The organism is Sorangiineae bacterium MSr11367 (assembly GCA_037157805.1).
GTDB lineage: Bacteria > Myxococcota_A > Polyangia > Polyangiales > Polyangiaceae > Pendulispora > Pendulispora rubella.
On record CP089983.1, the window covers coordinates 7,451,133 to 7,471,466 of the forward strand.

A 20,334-nucleotide genomic window follows, 5' to 3' on the forward strand; every position below is an offset into this window, starting at 1 on the left:
GTGGATACCATCGATGAAAGCGTGTCCTCTCGTCTCTCGCTCCTGGTGGATCTTGCCTCGCTGCTCACGCGCGAGGTCGACTTCGACGTCTTGCTCGGCACCGCGTGCGAGCGCCTCGCGCGTGCGCTGAACGCCGATCGGGCCACGATATGGCTGGTCGACGCCGAGGCGCGCGCCCTGGTGACGCGCGTGGCCCTGCTGCCCGAGCTTCCTTCGTTGCGGCAGCCGCTCGATCGCGGCATCGCCGGGCACGTGGCGCGCACCGGTACGAGTGTGCGTCTCGAGGACGCGTCCAAGGATCCGCTCTTCGATCCGACGGCGGACCGCACTACCGGGTACCACACGCGCTCGATGCTCGTGGTGCCCGTGCGCGAGGTCGCCGGCGAGCCCATTCGCGGGGTGGTGCAGGTGCTCAACCGGCACGAGGGCGTCTTCGACGAGGAGGACGAGCGCTACCTCGCCGCGCTGGCCACGCAGCTGGCGCGCGCGCTGTCGCTCACCACGTTGCGCGCGGCGGATGCATCGCGCCCCGGCGTGACGTTGCGCGGGCCGTTCAACCGCATCGTGGGCCGCAGCCGAGTGCTGGCCGATGTCTACGAGCGCGTGCAGCTCGCCGCGGAGACCGATGCGACGGTGCTCTTTCGCGGCGAGACGGGAACCGGGAAAGGGCTCTTTGCGCGGGCCATTCACGTCAACGGCAAGCGCCAGGCGGGGCCGTTCGTCACGGTGGATTGCACGACGTTGCCGTCGCAATTGGTGGAAAGCGAGCTATTCGGCCACGAGCGCGGCGCATTCACCGGTGCCGATCGGCGGATGCCCGGCAAGGTGGAAACGGCGGAGGGCGGCACGCTCTTTCTCGACGAGATCGGCGACCTGCCGCTGGACATCCAGGGCAAGTTCCTGCGCTTTCTGCAGGAGCGCTCGTTCGAGCGGGTCGGCGGGCGGCAGACGCTCTCGGCGGACGTGCGCGTCGTGTGCGCCACGCACCGCGATCTCGAGAAGGCCGTGCGTGAGGGCCGCTTTCGCGAAGATTTGTATTACCGCATCCGCGTCGTGGAAATCGAATTACCGCCGCTTCGCGCGCGCGGTGGCGAGGAAATCGAGGCACTCGCCCTGCACTTCGCCGATACGTATGCGGCCCGCTACGGCCGGCCCGCTCCGGTGATCGATGCGGCGACGCTGGCGCGGCTGCGCGAGCATGCGTGGCCGGGCAACGTGCGCGAGCTCGAACATTGGATCGAAAGCGCGGTGGTCCTTTCGCCGTCGGGCGTGCTCTCCAAGGCGCTCGGGCCGGCGGCTCCGCGGGCCGTCGAACAGGGCGAACGAGGCGAGGACACCGTGAGCGTGCCCCTCGGCCTTTCGCTGGACGAAGCCGGCCGTCGCTACGTCGTGGCCACCCTGGATGCGTGCGAGAACAACAAAGCGGAGGCCGCGCGCAGGCTCGGCGTTGGCCGAAATACCCTCGCGCGGCTTCTCAAATGATCAGCGCTCGTGGAACGTGCGCTTGGTCGTGATGAGGTACAGCGAGCACGCCACGCCAATCAGGGCCGTGAACATCACGTAATAGCCGGGCGACATCCCGCCCAGGCGCGCGGCCAGGTAGGCGATGAACGGCGGCGTTAGCCCGCCGAAGATGGCATACGAAACATTGTACGAAAACGACAATCCCGAGAAGCGCACCGCCGGAGGAAAGGCCGCGACCATGACCGACGGAATGATGCCGGCCACGCCGACGAAGGCCCCGCAAAGGGTGTATAGGAGGAGGAAGTTCTCCCCGCCGGCGTGGAGATCGGCATAGAGCGCATAGATGCTCAAAAAGAGCCCCACCGATCCAATGAGCAACGCGCGACCGCGGCCGATGGCGTCCACCAAGATGCCGCCGCCCAGCGCGGCGAAGGTGAGCGAGAGCGCGGCGAGGCTGCTGCCGACGAAGGCGCGGGACGCCTCGATGTGGAAGCTCCCTTGCACCAAGGTCGGCGTCATCAGGATCACCACCACGATGGCGCCGGTGAGCATCCAGGTGACCATCATGGAGAGCACCACCCCGGGCATGTGATGCTTGAGGACGCGCTTCAAGGGGAGCTCTTGCACGAGCTGCTTGCTCTCGCGCATGGCCGTGAACACCGGCGTCTCACGCAACCAGCGGCGCAGGAACACCGCGAAAAACCCGAACACGCCGCCGACCAGGAACGGAATGCGCCACGCGTAATCGAGCACTTCCGGCAAGGGAAAGTGCCGATTGATCCAGGCGGCCATCAACGAGCCAAGCAGGATGCCCGAGGTGAGCCCCGAGGAGAGGCTCGCACAGGCGAAGCCGACGCGCCCCACCGGCGCATGCTCGGCCACGAACGTCCACGCGCCGGGCACCTCACCGCCGATGGCCACGCCCTGCACGACGCGCAGGAGCAGCAAGAGGATCGGAGCCAGCGCTCCGATTTGCGCGTACACCGGCAGAAAGCCAACGCAGAGGGTGGGCACCGCCATCATGAACACGCTCAAGGTGAACATGCCTTTGCGCCCGCTGCGATCGCCATAATGGGCCATGATGATGCCGCCCAAGGGGCGAATCATGTAACCCGCGGCGAAGATGCCGTACACCTGCAGTTGCGCGAGCCAGGTGGGCATATCCTTGGGGAAAAACAATTGCCCCAGGGTCTTCGTGAAGAACACGAAGATGACGAAGTCGTAATACTCGAGGGCGCCTCCGAGCGCCGACAGCATCAAAGTGTTCGCGTCCGCGCGGCCCAACTTGCGCGCGGGTGCGGAAGGTACGGCGGTCGTCGTGACGTCGGAGTTCATGGTGTGCATTCTATCCGCAGCACCACGAACTTGCGGAAATGCCGCACCAAAGAAAACCCCGGCGCGAACGAATGGCATCGAGTTAAGGTGCGCAGACGTGCGCGTCGTCTTTGGACGGACCGCAGCGTCCGCTCGCGCTAGAGAAAGCTGGCGTCAAGCTACGAGCGGGTCGACGCAACGCACGCGCAGACTGTATTCGAACGTTATAACTCGAATAGAACGCATTGTTCTGCCTCAGCTCCACGCCTGGGCGTCGGCCATGAGGCCGTCCATTTGGTGCAGCACCTCGCGATTGTCATGATCCCACGGGTGAAAATTGGGGCGAAAATAGGCCGCCCACGGCTTCCATAGATTGGGCAGAAAACGCGTTTCCGTCCACCAATGCCGCTTGGCCATCCGCCAACCGGCGCGGTCGAAGAGGCGGCCTTCCGCGTTCAAGATGCGAAGGTACGAGGGAATCGCAATGCCCCAAAAGATGACCGTGGCGATCAAGAGACCGCCGCAGCGCATGACGTACGCACGCGGACCGCGCCCCATCACCGCGGTCCATACGTCGAAGGCTACTGCCTTGTGTTCCGTTTCCTCGAGGGCGTGCCAACGCCACATCGCGGCGAACCGAGGCTCCGCATCGGCGAGCAGTCGAGGATCGCTCAGTACGCCGTCGGCGAGAATCGCGGTAAAGTGCTCCAGCGCAATGGTGGCCGACAGGCGATACGAGCGAGGAAGCCATTTTTGCAGACGCGCGAGCAGCCCCCCGACGAAGCGCTCGATGCCCGCCGCCGCGGGAACCGCCTCGACGAGCACTTGGTTGAGCGCGCGGTGTTCGCGCCCGTGCATGGCTTCTTGCCCGATGAACGCGTTCACGGCAGTCTTCAGTTCGGGGTCGTCGACGCGATCGCGGTACGTGCGCACCGCCTCGATGAAGAAGCGCTCACCGGTCGGCAAGAACAGCGAGAACGTGTTGGCGAGGTGCGCGACGTGCGGGCTGCCCTGCAGCCAGGTGCCCACGTGTTCGGCGGGCAGGTGGAATTTCACATCGCGGCGCACGGGCATCACGGCATTCATGAACGGCTCCTTGGGCTCGACTCTATCTCGTTGTAGGCCTTGTCGTAAGCTTGGTGTACGATCGTCTACTTGAAGTCTACGAACGTCTACCTCCCTGTCAACCCATGACGACCACGGCCAGAAAAAGCGCGCCAAAACTCAAACGCGGCGATCCCGTTTTGGGAGGTCGGAGCAAGTTGCTCGCGGCGGCGTTGCAGATTGCGGCCACCACGCGCAGTTGGGCCTCGGTGGGTTTGCGCGAGGTGGCGCGGCATGCCGGGGTGAATCCCAATACGTTCTACCGGCACTTCAAGGATTTCGACGAGCTCGGGCTGGCGCTCATCCAGCAGATCAGCACCGAGCTGCGGGCGGGGCTTCGTGCACGCCGGCAGACGCTCGTCGGAGGGCGCCGCGCATCGTCGGTGTCGGCGCAGCGGGCGCAGGAGATCGTCCACGCGTCGGTGGGGCTCGTGCTGGACTTTGTCTCCGAATACGGCGCGGCCTACGTGGTGGCCATTCGCGAATTGCACGGCGGCTCGCCGGTGCTGCGCAGCGCCCTGCGGGAAGTGATGGACGCCCTCGCCGTGGAGATGGCCGAGGACATTTTGAACCTGCTGCCCGAGAACCTGCTCGATGCGGAAACGGTGCACGAGCTTTCGCACATCGTCATTCGGCAAATGAGCTTTCTCGCACTCGAGTACGTCGAGCACCCCGAACGCCGCGAAGCGCTCCGCCTCCAGGCCGAACGGTTCATCCTGGTGCTCTTCTTCGGCGCCATCGCGTCGAGGGACTACCGCGCCATCCAGGCCGTCGGCTCGAAGTTTTCGCCGTAGATCGAGAATTGACGCAGCGGGCGGAGCCGCTCATCATTCGGACCTCCCGATGACGGAATCCCTCGCGCGCAAGCAGGCCTCCGGGCGCATCCTGGCGCGCATCGGCACCACCGTGGCGGCGAAGTACCGCATCGATCGGATCCTCGGCGTTGGCGGCATGGGTGCGGTGTACGCGGCCAAGGATCGCCTGGGCAGTGGCGTGGCCATCAAGTTCCTGCACGAGCACTTCGACAACGAGCCGGACGTCCGTGCGCTGTTCGAGCGCGAAGCGTACCTGGCCAACGAGGTTGGACACCCGGGCGCCGTGCCCGTGGTGGACGATGGCATCGACGACATGGGGTGCGCATTTCTCGTGATGCCCCTGCTCGAAGGCGAGACGCTGCGCGCGCGTTGGGAGCGCGCGGGCAAGCGCCTGCCCATCGCCGAGGTCGGCCTGATCATGGCGGAGGTGCTCGACGTGCTGGCCCGTGCGCACACCAAGGGCATCGTCCACCGCGACATCAAGCCGGAGAACCTCTTCATCACGACGCAAGGGAACGTGCGCGTGCTCGACTTCGGCATCGCGCGGCGGACCGACACCGAGGGAACCGCGACCCTCACCGGCGCGATGGTCGGCACACCGGCGTTCATGCCGCCCGAGCAGGCCCTCGGCAACCGCGACGCCATTGGCCCGCCGAGCGATTGCTGGGCGGCAGGGGCCACGATCTTTTCGCTCTTGTCGGGCGAGATGGTGCACGTTTCCGACCATGCGGGTGCCCAACTCGTGGCCACCGCCACGCGGCCAGCCCGCTCGTTGGCGCAGGTCGCACCGGAGCTCGCCCGATCCATCGTACGGCTCGTCGACAAGGCGCTTGCATTCGATCCGGCGGATCGATGGGCCGATGCCGGTGCGATGCGCGATGCGTTGCTCGAGGCGTTCGAGATCGCACTGGGTGCGCCTTTCCAGCTGCACCCAGGGGACTCACCGACCTTGGTCGCCGCTCAGTCACCGAGTTCGCCGAAAGCGCCAAAGGCGACGCCGCGTCCCCAGGGGCCTCCGTGGGCGCTGACGGAGACGCATGGCTACACCTTGGGTCTGCCGAAGCACCTCGTTTTCTCGGATGATGGGCAGAGCCTCCTCTTTTTGCGGGCGCGCCCGCGGGATGCGAGCCAATCGCTCTGGGAGATGGATCTCGCCACGGGCGAGACGCGCGAGCTTTTGCGGCCGGAGGCACTGCATGCCGGCCCGGCCACCCTGTCGAACGAGGAGCGCGCGCGGCGCGAACGGCAACGCATCACAGCCGCGGGGATCACCTCGTTTCAGGTGACGCGCGACGGGCAGTGCGTGGTGCTTCCACTGGCGGGCCGCATCTACGCCTTCGACCGCGGCACGGGCGCGGTGCGCGAGCTCGAGACGGGCGAGGGCATCGCGCTCGATCCGCAGCTGTCACCGGACGGAACGCTCGTCGCGTACGTGCGCGACCACGACGTACACGTGCTGCCGCTCGCAGGCGGCGAAGAACGCCGCGTCACCTTCGGCGGAACGGAAACGTGCACGCACGGTCTGGCAGAGTTCATCGCGCAGGAGGAGCTCCGGCGTTCGCGCGGCTTCTGGTGGTCACCCGACGGGCGCGAAATTCTGTACGAGGAGGCCGACCTCTCGCCGGTGCAACGTCTCACCCTCTCGGACCCCACGCACCCGGAGAAGGCGCCCGAGCTTCGGGCGTACCCGCGCGCAGGCACGCCGAACGCCATCGTGCGCCTCGCCATCGCGACGGTCTCGGGCGACGCCCCTCCGCGCAACGTCGCCTGGGACACCGAGCGATATCCCTATTTGGCCACCGTCACTTGGTCGGAACATGCGCCGCCGACGATGTACGTGCTGGACCGCTCGCAACGGCAAGGGCTGCTGCTCGCCTTCGAGCGGCACACGGGAACGACGCGCACGCTCGTCGCCGAAGAAGACGCGGCGTGGCTCAACGTGGAGCACTCCGTGCCGCGCTGGCTCGCCGATGGCAGCGGCTTTCTCTGGTCCACGGAGCGGCGTGGTGCCTGGGAGCTCGAGCACCGCGATGCGAGCGGCACGCTGCAGGCGATCGTGGCTCCGGCGGGCTTTGGCTACCGGGAGGTGCTCGCGCTCGATTCGGCGCGGCGCATCGCGTACGTCAACGCGTGCACGGATCCGATCCGTGCGGAGATCTGGGCCGTGCCCCTGCAGGGCGCCGCCTATCCCATCGCGTCGTGCGCGAACGGCGTGGTGCACGCGCAGTTCGACGGCCACGCGCGGGCGTATGCCTATTCCGAGTTCACCGCGCGTGCGGAGCGGAGCTTCGGTGCACGCACCGTGGATGGCACGGTGCACGTGACCATCCCGTCGGTGGCGGAGAATCTGCCTTGCGCACCGCAGGTGGAGTACACCACGGTGGGCGAGGAAGGCTTTCACGTGGCCATCGTTCGCCCGCGCGATTTCGATCCGCGGCGTCGATACCCCGTCCTCGACGCCGTGTACGGCGGCCCTTACACCAACGTCGTCACCGCAGATGCGACGGCGTATGTGCGGCATCAATGGATCGCGGACACCACGGGGGCCATCGTGATTGCCATCGACGCACACGGAACCATGTGGCGCGGTCGCGACTGGGAACGCAAGCTGCGCGGACGCGTGGGCGAAGCGCCGCTCGAAGGGCACGTGACCGCCCTGCGCGCGCTCTGCCAGCTGCACCCGGAAATGGATGCTGCGCGCGTGGGTATCTACGGGCGTTCGTACGGAGGGTATCTGTCGGCGTTGGCGATCCTTCGCAGGCCCGACGTGTACAAAGTCGCTGTGGCCGCGAGCCCCGCCGTCGACTGGGCCGATTACGACACGTGCTACACGGAACGCTACCTCGGCATGCCGCCGAGCCCCGCCTACGAGGCAGCATCGCTGCTCACATGGGCCGCGCAGCCACCTTCACCGGCCTCCCCTGCCCGCCCTTTCTTGCTGGTGCACGGTACCGTCGACGACAACGTGCACTTCTCCAATGCGCTGAAACTCGCCGCCACGATGGGCAAGGCGGGCAGGCCCGTGGAGTTCGTTCCCCTCGTCGGCGTGGCCCACATGCTCGACGCCGCCGACATCGCCGGACCAACGTGGACCCGCAAAGCGCACTTTCTACGGGATCATCTCTAATTGAGGGATGGGCCGAAATCCTCCGGGCCAAAAACCTGGAGGATCTCCGCCTCGCCTTCCCAGCCGGCGCCGAGCACGTCTTGGTGGATCTTCATGAAGCGCGCCGCGATGGCCACGGCCTCCGCCCTTGATTTCACCTCCAGCACGACCCAGCCGGCGATGACCTCCTTGGCCTCGGCGTAGGGGCCGTCGGTCGTCGAGAGATCGCCGTTCATGGCCTTGATGATCGTGCCCTTGGACGCGATCCCTCCGGTCGCGACCACGACGCCGGCACGGATCATCTCTTGCGAGAACTTACCCACCTCGAGCATGAGTTTCGGATCCGGGGCGACGCGGTTATCGCGATTGTCGCGTTTCATGGTCACCGTAAAGCGCATGGTCGAAGTCTCCTCCTGGGTTACGTCGATCGAGGCCGCGCCGAATCGACATGGCGACAACTTTTTTTCCTCGGGCTGAGCTAGGTTGCCCAGGCCCCCTCAAAAAAGTGTCAGAACGCCTCGCCGATGTTCACGTAAAAATTCGGTTCATCGCCGTATGCGATATCGACTCGAATGTTCACCGGCACGTCCTTGAACGGGGCAAGGCGCAAACCACCTCCGGCGCCAACCTTGATGTCGGAAAACCGCATGTCGTCGAGGGTGCGTGCCACCTGCCCTGCCGACACGAATCCCACCGCCCCCAGGCGCCAGAACAGCGGCATGCGGTATTCGACCTGCGCGGTCACGTAATTGCGATCGCGGAATTTGCCCTGAAAATACCCGCGCATCGTGGCATCACCGCCAAGCTGGCCCAGGTCGTAGAAGGGCGGTTCACCGTCGCGCACTTCGAAGAGGGCTTGCATGGCGAGCACGTGCTTCTCCCACGGCATGGGGAAGTACTTGCGCGCATCCACGGTCAACGAGCGGTACGAAAAATCGGAGCCCAACCCCGTGAGGGCCGTGCGCGCGTTCACACGAACGATGTGGCCCCGGTGCGGGTAAATCGTATTGTCGCGGGCGTCGTAAAACCCAGACGCACCGAGTTGCACGATGTTGCCGCCGTCGGATCCACGGACGGCCCCCGATTGCAGAAGGCCGCCCGATTCTTTGTCGGTGATGTTCGCGTACTGAAAGCGCACTTCCGGTCCCAGGTACAATCCTTCGACGAGGCGCAGTTTGGGGCTCAGAGCCGCCTCGAAGGTGACCGGCGTGTACTTCTCCTCTTTCTTTCCGTCGGGCGAATTGCCGATGCCGTAAAAGCTATTCGGAAAACGCGAGGCGGCGAGCGTTGCGCCAATTTGGATGTTGTCGTTCCACAGGTAGATGTCCGGCTGCACCAAAAAGGTGACCTGCCCTTTCACGGACGCCGCGAGCGCGGTGAGCACCTGCGAGTCGCGCCGGCCGGACCCCTCTGGGAAGCGGTAAACGAACATGGCCGCACCGCCAACCATGACGCTCGTCTCCGGCGAGTAGGTCGGGAACCCGAACGGAACCACGGCGAACTCGCCTTGGACGGGCACCCCCTCCGTCTTCAACGGTACGGGATCCGTCTGTTCCTTCTCTTCTTTCACGGGCACCTGGGCGGGCTCGTCGGGCGGGGACGTTTCGGCCTTGGGCGGGGCGGACTCCTGGCCGAAGACAGCGGGCGCGGCAAGGAGGAAGGCAAAGGTTGCACACCAAGAGGTTACGGATCTCACGAGGTCGGGTTCCCTTCACGGCGTCGCCACAGTCGTTTCAAACGTATGTTTGAATCAATAGACTCAAACAGATGCTTGTCAAGTGAGCGCCGGCGACGCATGATGTTGGTATGGCGAGCGCCTCCTCGGAAAAACCGGCGAAACCAGCTGCCGGAGCCCCCGGCAAACGTGACGACATTCGTGAGCGCATCATCAAGGCGACCATCGATTGCATCGAGCGCAATGGCATCGAGGCCACCGGCGTGCGGGACATCGCGCAGGAGGCCGGGGTCAATGGGGCGGCCATCAACTACTACTTCGGCAGCAAAGACAACCTGCTCGCCATCACCTTGGAAGGCACGTTGGACCAAGCCTTCTCCGACGTGCTCGAAGACTTCGACAAGTTCGCCCAAGAAGGACATGGCCCGCGTCGCATCCTCGAACTGATCTTCGATGAATTAATCCAGCATACGTTGCAATACCCACGCATCGCCTACGCGCACATGCACGAAGCGATCAACGAACAGCGCTACGACGGCCGCGCCATGTCGCGCCTGCACGACTTCGTCGATGGCCTCGTGGAGCGCATCCGCGCGAAGAAGGCCTCGCGCAGTGAACAGCAGCTTCGCGTCTCCATCACCCAGGTTTGGTCGGTGATGCTCTTCGCGGCGCTCCTCCCCCGCTTCTTCGAGCGCACGGGAGAGCTTCACATGGAACAGGCCGACGTGCGCAAGGCCTTCGTCCTTCAGATGGCGCGCACGATCCTTCCCGACGAGGACGAGGAACCTCGCCGCGGACGTCGCTGAGCCGACCCTTTGCGTGGCGCGCTAGGCTAGCTCCTCGAAAGATCGAGCCCATCGTCGACAAGGTGAAGCGCATTTGGCAATACCTTGCTCATGCCGAAACGCCTCGCCGCATGCTTCGCCGTGCTCTGTCTCATGGTTGCCTTCGTGATCCCCGCGCACGCCCGTGGCAGGCGTGACGTCGTCGACATCGCCCACCGGGGCTCTTCCGGATCGGCTCCCGAGAACACCGTGGGCGCCATCAAGTTCGCCGTGGATCATCGCGCCTCGTTCGTCGAGATCGACGTGCAGCGCTCGGCCGATGGAAAATTGGTCGTCATGCACGATACCAACTTGGCGCGCACCACGAACGCCAAGGAGGTCTTCCCCACGCGCGCGCCGTGGAACATTCGCGACTTCACCTTCGCCGACATTCGCCAGCTCGATGCGGGCACCTGGTTCTCCCCGGACTTCGCCGGCGAGCGCGTTCCCACCCTTCGCGAGATCGTCGAAGCCCTGCGCGGACGGGCCGGCCTCCTGCTCGAGGTCAAGGCGCCGGAACTTTACCCGGGCATCGAGGCGGAGATTCACAAGGAGCTGCAGAGCATTCCCGGATATTTGCCTGTCGCGCTGCGCCTCGGCAAGCTCGTGGTCCAATCGTTCAACGTCGATTCGTTGCGCATCTACCATCAGATCGCGCCCGAGGTGCCACTCGGCATTCTGTACAGCGCGCGCCCGACCGAGGAGGTCCTGGTGGAGGCCAGCACGTGGGCCCGGCAGATCAATCCGAGCTACACGGTGACCGACCAGGCCCTCATCCAACGGGTGCACGAGCTCGGGATGACCATCAGCGTTTACACGCCCAACACGGGACAATTGATGCGCCAGTACATCGGGCTGGGCGTCGACGGGATCATCACGAACTACCCCGGCGTGCTGCGCGACATCCTGGGCCGCTGAGCTATTTCGTTTCTTTCGTCGGCCGGAGCACACCATCCTTGTCACGCTTGAGCGGGAATGGTTGCTTCGGCAACGGCGCACCGGGCGCCTCGGCGATGGTGACGCCGTGGGGCCAATCCGGCGGGGCAATGGCCACGTAGCGCGCGTACCCGCCGGTGCCGCCCTCCGGTTTGGCGAAGCCGATGGAGATGAGGGCACCAGCCTCGGGAACTTGATCGAGATTGGCCACGCCCTCGGCCTGCGCAAAGTGATTGTGCATCAGCCAGGACTCCCCCTCGAGGGAAGGCGTGGTGTCCGTATCCAGCGCCTCGTGGCCGTGAAAGAGGATTTTGCGCTCCAGGTGAAGAAACTTGAGCGCGTCGAGCTTGATGCCCGGAAAGGGCGCATTGGCAAAGCGCTGCGGCTCGTTCCACTTCTTGTACCAATCGGAGCGAATCATGACGACGGAGCCCTCCGGAATGGTGCCATGCCGCGTCTCCCACGATTGGATATCGGCCACCGTGCAGTGGTAATTCGGATCGCGCGCAGCCTGCTCGTGGATATCGATGACCACCAGCGGGCGCACGGAGAAGGTCGGCGGGAGATCGCTGATGGTGGCGCCGTATTCGTCCCAGTGCGCGGGCGGGTCGAGCTGGGTGCCATATTGATCGGTGGTGAACTCGTAGGCCGTGGCGATGAAGCCTTGCGGCTTGTACTTGAACTCGGCCCCCTTCTTCACGAGATCGGGAACGTCATGGCCAGCGACGCTCGGCTTGAACTTGGCCGGGCCAAAGCCGGGCCACACCGGGATGCTCGGATTGAACGCGTGCGTGAGGTCGATGTACTTCGCTTGCTTGAAGGTGCTCTGGTACGCCTCCCAGAGCGTCGGCGGGGCGGCCGGCTTCGGCGGCGGAGCGGGTGTCGCGACCGGATCGGGCGGAGGCGGGCTTTTCTGGCAAGCGACGAGCAGAGCCAGCGAAGCGCTGGTGGCGGCGGCGACAAAGGCGGTCTTCATGGGCGTCATGTAGGGGCGAGCTTACGCCCGACGAAGGTGCTCGTCGCTTCCTCGAGGGCCCAATCGCGGAACGCAACGACTTTGTCCCGCGCGGCGCTGCCAAGGGGGGAGACGATGAAGAAGCCATAGGGCCCGCGCACGAAGCGATCGCCAAAAGGCCGAACGAGGCGTCGGGAGGCTAGGGCATCGCCGACCAGCGCGGAGCTCGCAAGGGCAACGCCCTGACCTTCCTCGGCCGCCTGCAAGGTCATGTGCGAATACGAAAAACGTGGGCCGCGGCGCGCATCGACGCCGGAGATGCCCATGGCCCCGAGCCATCGGGGCCAGTCGATTTGAAGGGGGATGCGCCACTCCCATTCTTCGTGCAAGAGCACGTGCTTGGCGAGATCCTTTGGCTTGCGCAGGCGCGGCTTGCCCGCGGCGAGGCGGGGGCTGCACACGGGGAAGAAGTCCTCGTGCAGCAAGAGATCGCTGCGCAACCCCTCGTAGGTGCCCGGGCCGAGACGGATGGCGACGTCGACGCCTTCGCGTGCAAAGTCGGTGGGCGGGACGGAGGCGAGCACGCGCACGTCCAACTCGGGGTAACGCGCCGTGAATCGGCCGAAGCGGGGCATGAGCCACCGCGCTGCGAAGGACGGCACGGCGCTCACCGTGAGAACCTTGGAGCTTTCCGCGCGCTGCAGATCGGCGGTGGCCTCGGCCAATTGATCCAAGAGCGGTGTGACCCGGTCGAGGTAATCGCGGCCCGCATCGGTGAGCGCCACGCCACGGGCCAAGCGCCGAAAGAGCGGCACGCCGAGCCAATCCTCCAGGATTTTCACCAGGCGCCCGACGGCGTTGGCCGAAACGTGCAACTCGGCGCCCGCGGCTTGAAAGCCACCCTGGCGCGCCGCCGCTTCGAATGCACGCACCGCATTGAGCGGCGGCAAGCGACGCGACGACGCAAGGCTCACTTTTTCGGAGGCTTTGGCGCGCGTCTCTCGATTTGTCAAAGCCATTTTCCTGCTCAATGAATAGCGCAGGAGGTCCCGAATGCCTCATTCGATTGGATCGCACGTTCTCGTTCCATGGTCCGTCCAGGCGGGCTTGAATCCGCCCACGGTCGTTCGTGCCCAGGGCAGCTTCTTCTTCGATGCCGACGGCAAGCGCTACCTCGATTGGACCAGCGGGTCGGTATGCGTGCCCCTCGGGCATGGGCACCCCAAGGTCGTGGAGGCCATCCGGCGGCAGGCCGATCGACTCTGCTGGACACCGTCGGGCTTTTTCAACGACCTGCGCAGCCGCTACGCCGAGGCGTTGAGTCGCATTTCGCCATGGGCGGAGGGGGCGCGGGTGCACTTCACCACGGGCGGCGCCGAGGCCAACGACGACCTGGTCAAGGTGGCGCGCATGGTCACGGGGCGGCCCAAAGTGCTGTGCGCCTACCGCGCCTACCATGGCAACAATCTGGGCAGCGCCGCGCTCTCCGGCGTGGATCGCTGGCGGGATCGCTTTTCCGGTCCTTGTGGACCAGGAGGCGTGGTTCGCTTCCTCGCACCGTATCCGTACCGGTCGCCGTTTTACGCGGACACGCCGGAGCTCGAGACCGAGCGGGCGCTCGCGCACCTCGAGACGGTGCTATCGCACGAGGGCGCCGCCAATGTGGCGGCCATCCTTGTGGAGCCGGTCACGGGCTCGAGTGGACTCGTGGTCTATCCAAAGGGATACCTCGCAGGGTTGCGGCGGCTTTGCGACGAACACGGCATCTTGCTGGCCTTCGACGAGGTGATGACCGGCTTCGGCCGGGTCGGCAAGTCGTTTGCGTCGGTGCGGCTGGGGGTCACGCCGGATCTGTTCTCCTTCGCCAAGGGCGCGAGCTCCTCGTACGTACCGCTCGGCGGAATCCTGGTGCGAGAAGGCGTGGCAAGGTTTTTCGACCGCGAATACTTCGATGTGGGGCATACCCACGCCGGCCACGTTCTGGCGGTCGCCACGGGCCTGGCCACGCTCGAGGTCTACGAAGAAGAGGGCCTCTTCGAGAGGGCCATCCTTCTCGAAAATTGGCTACGGCAGGACCTGACGGAACTGCAAGGCCGCCACCCGAACCTCGTGGGCGACGTCCGTGGCCTCGGCGCCCTCTTTGGCATGGAATTGGTTCGCGACGGCGCAGGAAAAACGCCGCTGGTTGCGTGGCACCACCCCACGCCGCCGGCAGCCATGCAGGCGTTCTACCGGGCCCTTCTCGCGCGTGGGGTCTATGCGTACGGACGTTACAACATCCCATTGATCGCGCCGCCGTTGAACATCTCGCGGCAGGAGCTCGACCTCGGGTTCGAGGCCCTCGACGCGGCCCTGTCGGAGGTCGAAAGTTTGAATTTGGACCGTGCTTGAAGGGATTGAGCGACCATCCGACAGTTCGTATGTGAAGCGTTCGCGGAGCAACTGGTCCGTCAAGAAGAGCTTTACGTCGAACTCTGCAAGCTCACGGTGCTTTCCGGCTCTCGGGGTTCGCGCGAAGTCGTTAGCATGGGGGCATGCAAACGTATCGTGCAGTCCAAGTTCGCCAGGCAGGCACGTTGGAGATCGTGCAGCGTCCCATACCGGAGCCCGGGCCCGGCGAGGTGCGCGTTCGGGTCGAGGCCTGTGGCGTTTGTCACACGGATGCGTTGACGATCGAGAACAAGTCGCGAGGGCTCACGTATCCGCGTGTGCCGGGGCACGAGATTGCGGGGCGCATCGATGCACTAGGCCCTGGCGTGTCCGGGTGGCAGGTTGGGCAGCGCGTGGGGGTGGGATTTCTCGGCGGGCATTGCGGGCACTGTGGAGCGTGCCGGCGCGGGCACTTCGTGGATTGTACCAATCAGCGGATTTCGGGCATCACGCACGATGGCGGCTATGCGGAAATGGTCGTGGCCCACGTGCAAGGTCTGGTGGCCTTGCCCGACGGGCTCGATGCACGCGAAGCCGCCCCGCTGCTCTGCGCCGGCGTCACCACGTACAATGCATTGCGGAATTCACCGGCGCGCGGGGGCGATCTCGTGGCCATTCAAGGCATTGGAGGCCTGGGGCATCTGGCGATTCAATATGCCAAGCATATGGGCTTTCGCGTCGCAGCCATTGCCCGTGGCGCCGAAAAGGCGGCCCTCGCCACGCGCTTGGGCGCGACGCACTACATCGACAGCGTCGAGAAGGACCCGACGAAGGCGCTGCAGGAGCTGGGCGGCGCCCGCGTCATCCTCGCGACCGCCGCGGACAGCAAATCCATGGGACCGCTGGTCGGCGGGCTCACGGCGCGCGGCCGCATGATCATCGTCGGCGGCTCGGGCGAGCCCGTCCCGGTCTTGGCTTCGCAACTCATTTTCGGCGGCCGATCCGTCGAAGGGGCCCTCACCGGATCGGCCGTCGATGCGGAGGATACCCTCGCCTTCAGCGTGCACGCGAACGTGCGCGCGATGATCGAGACCGTCCCTCTCGAGAAGGCCGCCGAGGCGTATGCGCACATGATGAATAACAAGGCCCGCTTCCGCATGGTCATGACCATGACCTAGAGCCGCGGGTCGACGGGCTCGCTCTCCAGGGCAAGGACGGCGAAGACGCACTCGTGCACGCGAAACAGCGGCTCGCGCGCCACGAAGCGGTGCAATGCCTCCATGCCCAGGGAGAACTCTTTCACGGCGAGGGTTCTCTTGAGGCGCACTTGGCGGGCGCGAAGGCGCTCGAGGTGCTCGGGCATGGTGTACTCGGGGCCGTAGATGATGCGCAGGTACTCGCGCCCGCGGCACTTCAGCGCCGGCTGCACGAGTCCCTTCGGCCCGCGCTGGATCCATTCGCGCGGCTTCACGACCATGCCCTCGCCCCCGGCATCCGTGAGGGCCTCCCACCACGCGGTGGCCGCGGCGACGTCCTCGGGTTGCTCGAGATCGACGGCGCGGTAGCGCGTGGCCATGAGCAACGCAGGGTCGGCTTCGGCGAGCCGGGCCAACGTCTCCATATGCCAGACGTGGGAGCGGTCCACGAAGGTGCGGCCCTCGGCCGCGAGCACGTGGAAGGGCGCAATGCGGTAGTCGTCCAGCCCGCGTACGTCCCAGCAATAGCGACGGTACGCCTCGCGGAAGGCACCGAGGGCGTCGCGTCGCGCGCGGTACTTGGTCGCGAGATCGGCCATGCCGGGGATGTCGCCGCGCGCCGCGAGGAGGTCGGCCACGGCATCGAGCGAAGCGATGCCCGCGCTGGCGACCGCGGCATACTGCGTCCGCAGGAGCTCCAGCGCCTTCGCCGACCAGGGCAGAATCTCCGCGTCGAGCACGACCCAATCGGTCTCGAGCTCACCCCAGAGAGGGGCCATCGCCGCACGCACGCGGGCCACGAGGGCGCGCTCCAGCGACGCATCCCCGAAGAAGGGGCGCCCGGTGCGCGTGTACACGACGCCGGCGCGGCCGTCGTCCACGTCGAATCGTGCGGCGGCCACCGACTCGTCTTTGCAGACGACGAGCACGGCACGCGATCCCATGTGTTTCTCTTCGCAGACGACGTGCCGGACGCCCTGCGCCGCGAAGTACGCGAACGCCTCCTCGGGGCGCTCGAGCCAGGCCTGCCCAGCGCCCGCGGTCTCCGACGGCGACATCGTCGGCGGCAGGTACACGAGCCACCGCGGATCGACCGCGAAGCGGCTCATCACCTCGAGTGCCGGCGCGGCGTTCGACTCGCGAATGGTCACCGCGTGCGCATAGCGCGTGTGCACGATGCGCTTGCCCGCCACGTCCTTGTAGTCGAGCGGGCGCGGCGCCATCTTGGAATCGTCCCGTGGCGCGAGCGGCCGCGCCGGCTCGTAGTAGACGCGCTTGGCCTCGATGGACACCAGCTCCCGTTCGGGCCATCGAAGCGCCGTGAGCGCACCACCGAAAACGCACCCCGTGTCGATGCACAAAGTCCGATTGTTCCACTCGGCCGACGGCACCGGCGTGTGCCCGTAGACGACCGCGGCGCGACCCCGATAATCGGTAGCCCAATCGTAGCGCACCGGTAATCCGTATTCGTCCGTTTCACCGGTGCTCTCGCCATAAAGGCAGAATTCGCGCACCGCCCCGCTCGCGCGACCCTGAAGTGCTTCCTTCAGCCCCGCGTGTGCGACCACCAGGTTGCCTCCATCGAGCACGTAATGGCTCACCAGCCCGTCGATGAACTCGGCCAACTCGGCCTTGAATCCGTCGTCCGTCGGGCCAAGCTGCCGCATCGTTTGCTCGAGCCCGTGGGTGAGCTTCACGTCCTTGCCGCGCAGCTTCCGCAGCAACTTCACCTCGTGATTGCCAGGAACCATCCGCGCCGTCCCCGCCTTGACCATCGCCATGACCAGGCGGAGCACCGGAACGACACCGGGACCGCGGTCCACCAGGTCCCCGAGGAATACGGCTTTGCGGCCCTCGGGCGGCGTGATGCATGGTTGCTCCGGCGTCCCGCTGATGGCGTAACCGAGCTTCGCCAGCAACTCGACCAATTCGTCGTAGCAGCCGTGCACGTCCCCCACGATATCGAACGGGCCGTGGTCGTCTTTTCGATTGTTCCACAGAGGCTGCCGCACCATCGTGCAGGCCGCCATTTCCTCCGCCGTGGAGAGCACGTACACGTGGCGAAAGCCCTCGTCCTTCAGACGCCGCATCGAGCGATGAAGCTGCGACGCTTGCTGCCGAACGACGTGGTCGCCGAAATCGCGATCGGGCCGGGCGCGATTGCGCTCGCGGCACACCTTCTCGGGGACGTCGAGGACCACCGCCACCGGCAGGACGTGGTACTTCCGCGCCAGCGCCACCAGGGGTTTGCGCGACTCGGGCTGCACGTTGGTGGCGTCGATCACGGTGAGGCGTGCGGCCGCGAGCCGCTTGCCGGCCACGAAATGAAGCGCCTCGAACGCGTCCGGCGTGGCCGATTGAGCATTTTCGTCATCGGAGACCAGCCCGCGGAAAACGTCCGACGAGAGAATCTCCGTCGCCTTGAAGTGCGTGCGAGCAAAGGTCGACTTGCCCGCACCGGAGCACCCGACGAGCACCACCAGTGACAACTCGGGAATCACGAGGCGGGTCATGCGCCTTCTCCTCCTGCGCGCCGAAAGACGGCCATCTGCGTTGGCGCACCGTGCATTGGATGCTCCCCACCGATCCCCCGGATGGACGCGGCATAGCCGTGAACCGCCGCCGTGCGCGAAACCCACGCAGCAAATTCGTCGCGGGTCCATTCGAAGCGATGGTCGGCATGGCGGTGTCGTCCCGCCGGAAGCGACTCGAAGAGAACATTGTATTCTACATTGGGTGTGGTCACGATGACGCTGCCGGGGCGCGCATCGCCAAAGACGACCCCCTCGAGTGCCCCGAGGCGCGACGGATCAACGTGCTCGATGACCTCCACGAGCGCCGCGGCGTCGAAGCCGCGAAATCGCTCGTCGCGGTAGGTGAGCGCGCCTTGCATCAGGACGATGCGGTCGTTCCGGTCGCGCTCGAGCCGCTGCCGTGCGATCTCCAGCGCGCGCAACGAGACGTCCACCCCCGCAAGCCGCGCAAACGCCTTTTCGCGAAACAGCGCCCGCAAAAGCTTCCCCTCCCCGCACCCGAGATCGATCACGGAATGCGCGCCGAGTGCGCGCAATTCGGCGACCACGGCTTCGATGCGTACTTGGTCCAGCCGCAACCTCTTCTCCACGGCTTCTTCGGCCGCGGCGGCTTCCGCATCCGCCGCATCGGGGGGTGCGCCTTCGTCGATGGACAGGCGCTCCAACGCATTTCGAACGAGGACGCGTTGATGCCGCAAATAGCGATAGGCGATGAGGTCGCGTTCGGGGTGCGTGGCGAGCCACCCCTCGCCTTTGCGCACGAGCTTTTCCACTTCGTCGTCACCGACCCAATAGTGCTTTTCGTCGTCGAGCACGGGAATGAGCACGTACAGGTGCGACAGCAATTCTCCGAGTCGAACGGCGCCTCGGAGGCGCACGCGGTGATACGGGCCGTCTCCCCAGGCGGGAAACCGTGAATCGAGCGGCAGGCGTTCGACCTCGACCGCGTAACCGAGCGGGGCGAAGAGCTTCTCGACGAGCATGCGGCCACCGCGGCACGGGAGCGATTCGAGGCGGGCCTCGAACGCCAATGCCTGCACGGCCCGCTCCGGCCGCTCCCGGCTCCGGCCGCCCAATGCCGAGCCAAAGACCTGGGCCATGGCCACGCTCAGAAACGACGATGCAACGTAAGGCCGATCGTTCACGTAGGGCTCGAGGGGCACGTAGCCATCGCGCTCCGCGGGCCTGCGCGCCAGGCGTACGGGATCGACATCGAGCAGCAGCGCCACGGTGCACTGCTCGGCACACGCCACCGGATAGAACACGTGTGCCTGCCCAAAGCCGAGCTCGAACGACTGCACGCGCTCGGGATTTTTGCCCAGGAGATAGCCGAGATCCGTCGCAGGACGGAGCCCGGGATCGTTCGTGGAGATGGTAAGGAGCATGGAAAGCGCGGCCTCGTCTCGCAGCTGGTTCTCGCAACGTCATAGCAACCGCCGAGCCAGTCCCGGCTTCTCGCGGATGCCCGCAGTTTTATTCCCGCACGCGCCCGCCTGGATCGATACGAAAGGATAAATTTTATCTCCAAGACGCCGTGAAAAACGACCGTCGCCTCGCCTAGAGTGCGCCGCATGATCGATCCGAAAGCGCTGATTCAGGACTACTTCGACTGCATCGAGCAGGGGGACGAAGCGCGGCTTCTTTCGATGCTGCACCCGGGTGTCGTCCAGCAGGAACTGCCCAACCGTCTCAACCCGAACGGCGTCGAATACGATCTCGCGGGCATGATTGAAGCGTTCCGGCGTGGGACCAAGGTGCTCTTCAGCCAAAAGTACGAAATCAAGAACATGGTCGCCCAAGGCGACACGATGGCGCTCGAAGTCGCATGGTCCGGCACCCTCGCCGTCGCCGTCGGCTCGCGCGCCCCCGGTGACGTCCTTCGCGCAAGCTTCGCCGTCTTCATCGAATTTCGCGACGGTCAGATCTTCCGCCAACGCAACTACGACTGCTTCGAACCTTTCTAGACGAATCCGTGGACGGATCGCTTGCGGTAGCCTTCGCGCGTCCAAGTGATTCGATGTGGGTCGAGCATCGTCGCCGG

General features: G+C 65.7%; 15 protein-coding genes and 1 pseudogene. 8 read left to right on the forward strand and 8 right to left on the reverse strand.

What is annotated here, in order from left to right; translation table 11 throughout:
• The first annotated feature begins 21 nt into the window (after positions 1-21).
• Positions 22-1,482 carry a sigma-54-dependent Fis family transcriptional regulator gene (locus LVJ94_28840; GenBank protein WXB00917.1) on the forward strand — a complete coding sequence of 487 codons (1,461 nt, stop codon included), beginning with the start codon at positions 22-24 and terminating at the stop codon, positions 1,480-1,482.
• On the opposite strand, the gene LVJ94_28845 is transcribed toward LVJ94_28840, so the two are convergent.
• Together LVJ94_28845 and LVJ94_28850 are read right to left on the reverse strand one after the other, a co-directional pair.
• Entirely contained in the window at positions 1,483-2,799 is a 1,317-nt protein-coding gene (locus LVJ94_28845; protein WXB00918.1) for an MFS transporter, read from the reverse strand. It abuts the gene before it with no gap.
• A 234-nt stretch (positions 2,800-3,033) separates the two neighbouring features.
• Positions 3,034-3,864 (reverse strand): metal-dependent hydrolase, encoded by an 831-nt coding sequence (locus LVJ94_28850; protein WXB00919.1) that lies wholly within the window; start codon positions 3,862-3,864, stop codon positions 3,034-3,036.
• A gap of 104 nt (positions 3,865-3,968) precedes the next feature.
• Between LVJ94_28850 and LVJ94_28855 the strand changes: the two genes are divergently transcribed.
• Positions 3,969-4,676, forward strand: coding sequence for a TetR family transcriptional regulator (locus tag LVJ94_28855; GenBank protein ID WXB00920.1), 708 nt, complete (start codon positions 3,969-3,971; stop codon positions 4,674-4,676).
• A 49-nt stretch (positions 4,677-4,725) separates the two neighbouring features.
• On the forward strand, positions 4,726-7,824 hold the full coding sequence (locus tag LVJ94_28860) for a DPP IV N-terminal domain-containing protein (protein ID WXB00921.1): 3,099 nt from the start codon (positions 4,726-4,728) through the stop codon (positions 7,822-7,824).
• Here the strand turns inward: LVJ94_28860 and LVJ94_28865 are convergent.
• On the reverse strand, positions 7,821-8,183 hold the full coding sequence (locus LVJ94_28865; GenBank protein WXB00922.1) for a YciI family protein: 363 nt from the start codon (positions 8,181-8,183) through the stop codon (positions 7,821-7,823). The genes LVJ94_28860 and LVJ94_28865 overlap by 4 nt on opposite strands.
• Before the next feature lie 128 nt (positions 8,184-8,311).
• Complete coding sequence (locus LVJ94_28870) at positions 8,312-9,499, reverse strand: outer membrane protein assembly factor (protein WXB00923.1); 1,188 nt, start codon at positions 9,497-9,499, stop codon at positions 8,312-8,314.
• 224 nt (positions 9,500-9,723) lie between these two features.
• Here LVJ94_28870 and LVJ94_28875 point away from each other — a divergent pair.
• Positions 9,724-9,816, forward strand: a pseudogene (locus LVJ94_28875) (TetR family transcriptional regulator).
• Positions 9,817-10,374: 558 nt separating this feature from the next.
• The gene (locus tag LVJ94_28880; protein WXB00924.1) at positions 10,375-11,220 is read left to right on the forward strand and encodes a hypothetical protein; all 846 of its coding nucleotides are present in this window, start codon (positions 10,375-10,377) and stop codon (positions 11,218-11,220) included.
• Position 11,221: 1 nt separating this feature from the next.
• Here the strand turns inward: LVJ94_28880 and LVJ94_28885 are convergent, their stop codons facing one another.
• Together LVJ94_28885 and gcvA are read right to left on the reverse strand one after the other, a co-directional pair.
• The gene (locus LVJ94_28885) at positions 11,222-12,214 is read right to left on the reverse strand and encodes a cyclase family protein (GenBank protein ID WXB00925.1); all 993 of its coding nucleotides are present in this window, start codon (positions 12,212-12,214) and stop codon (positions 11,222-11,224) included.
• 5 nt (positions 12,215-12,219) lie between these two features.
• Positions 12,220-13,212 carry a transcriptional regulator GcvA gene (gene gcvA / locus LVJ94_28890; GenBank protein WXB00926.1) on the reverse strand — a complete coding sequence of 331 codons (993 nt, stop codon included), beginning with the start codon at positions 13,210-13,212 and terminating at the stop codon, positions 12,220-12,222.
• A gap of 34 nt (positions 13,213-13,246) precedes the next feature.
• Here gcvA and LVJ94_28895 point away from each other — a divergent pair, with 34 nt between their 5' ends.
• A complete protein-coding gene (locus LVJ94_28895) occupies positions 13,247-14,584 on the forward strand; it encodes an aminotransferase class III-fold pyridoxal phosphate-dependent enzyme (protein ID WXB00927.1) in 1,338 nt (445 codons plus the stop codon).
• 143 nt (positions 14,585-14,727) lie between these two features.
• Entirely contained in the window at positions 14,728-15,741 is a 1,014-nt protein-coding gene (locus tag LVJ94_28900; protein WXB00928.1) for an alcohol dehydrogenase, read from the forward strand.
• On the opposite strand, the gene LVJ94_28905 is transcribed toward LVJ94_28900, so the two are convergent.
• Entirely contained in the window at positions 15,738-18,272 is a 2,535-nt protein-coding gene (locus LVJ94_28905; protein WXB00929.1) for a polynucleotide kinase-phosphatase, read from the reverse strand. The genes LVJ94_28900 and LVJ94_28905 overlap by 4 nt on opposite strands.
• Positions 18,269-19,678, reverse strand: coding sequence for a 3' terminal RNA ribose 2'-O-methyltransferase Hen1 (locus LVJ94_28910; GenBank protein WXB00930.1), 1,410 nt, complete (start codon positions 19,676-19,678; stop codon positions 18,269-18,271). The genes LVJ94_28905 and LVJ94_28910 overlap by 4 nt, the downstream gene beginning before the upstream one ends.
• Positions 19,679-19,864: 186 nt before the next feature.
• Between LVJ94_28910 and LVJ94_28915 the strand changes: the two genes are divergently transcribed.
• Positions 19,865-20,257 carry a nuclear transport factor 2 family protein gene (locus tag LVJ94_28915; GenBank protein ID WXB00931.1) on the forward strand — a complete coding sequence of 131 codons (393 nt, stop codon included), beginning with the start codon at positions 19,865-19,867 and terminating at the stop codon, positions 20,255-20,257.
• Positions 20,258-20,334 lie beyond the last annotated feature (77 nt).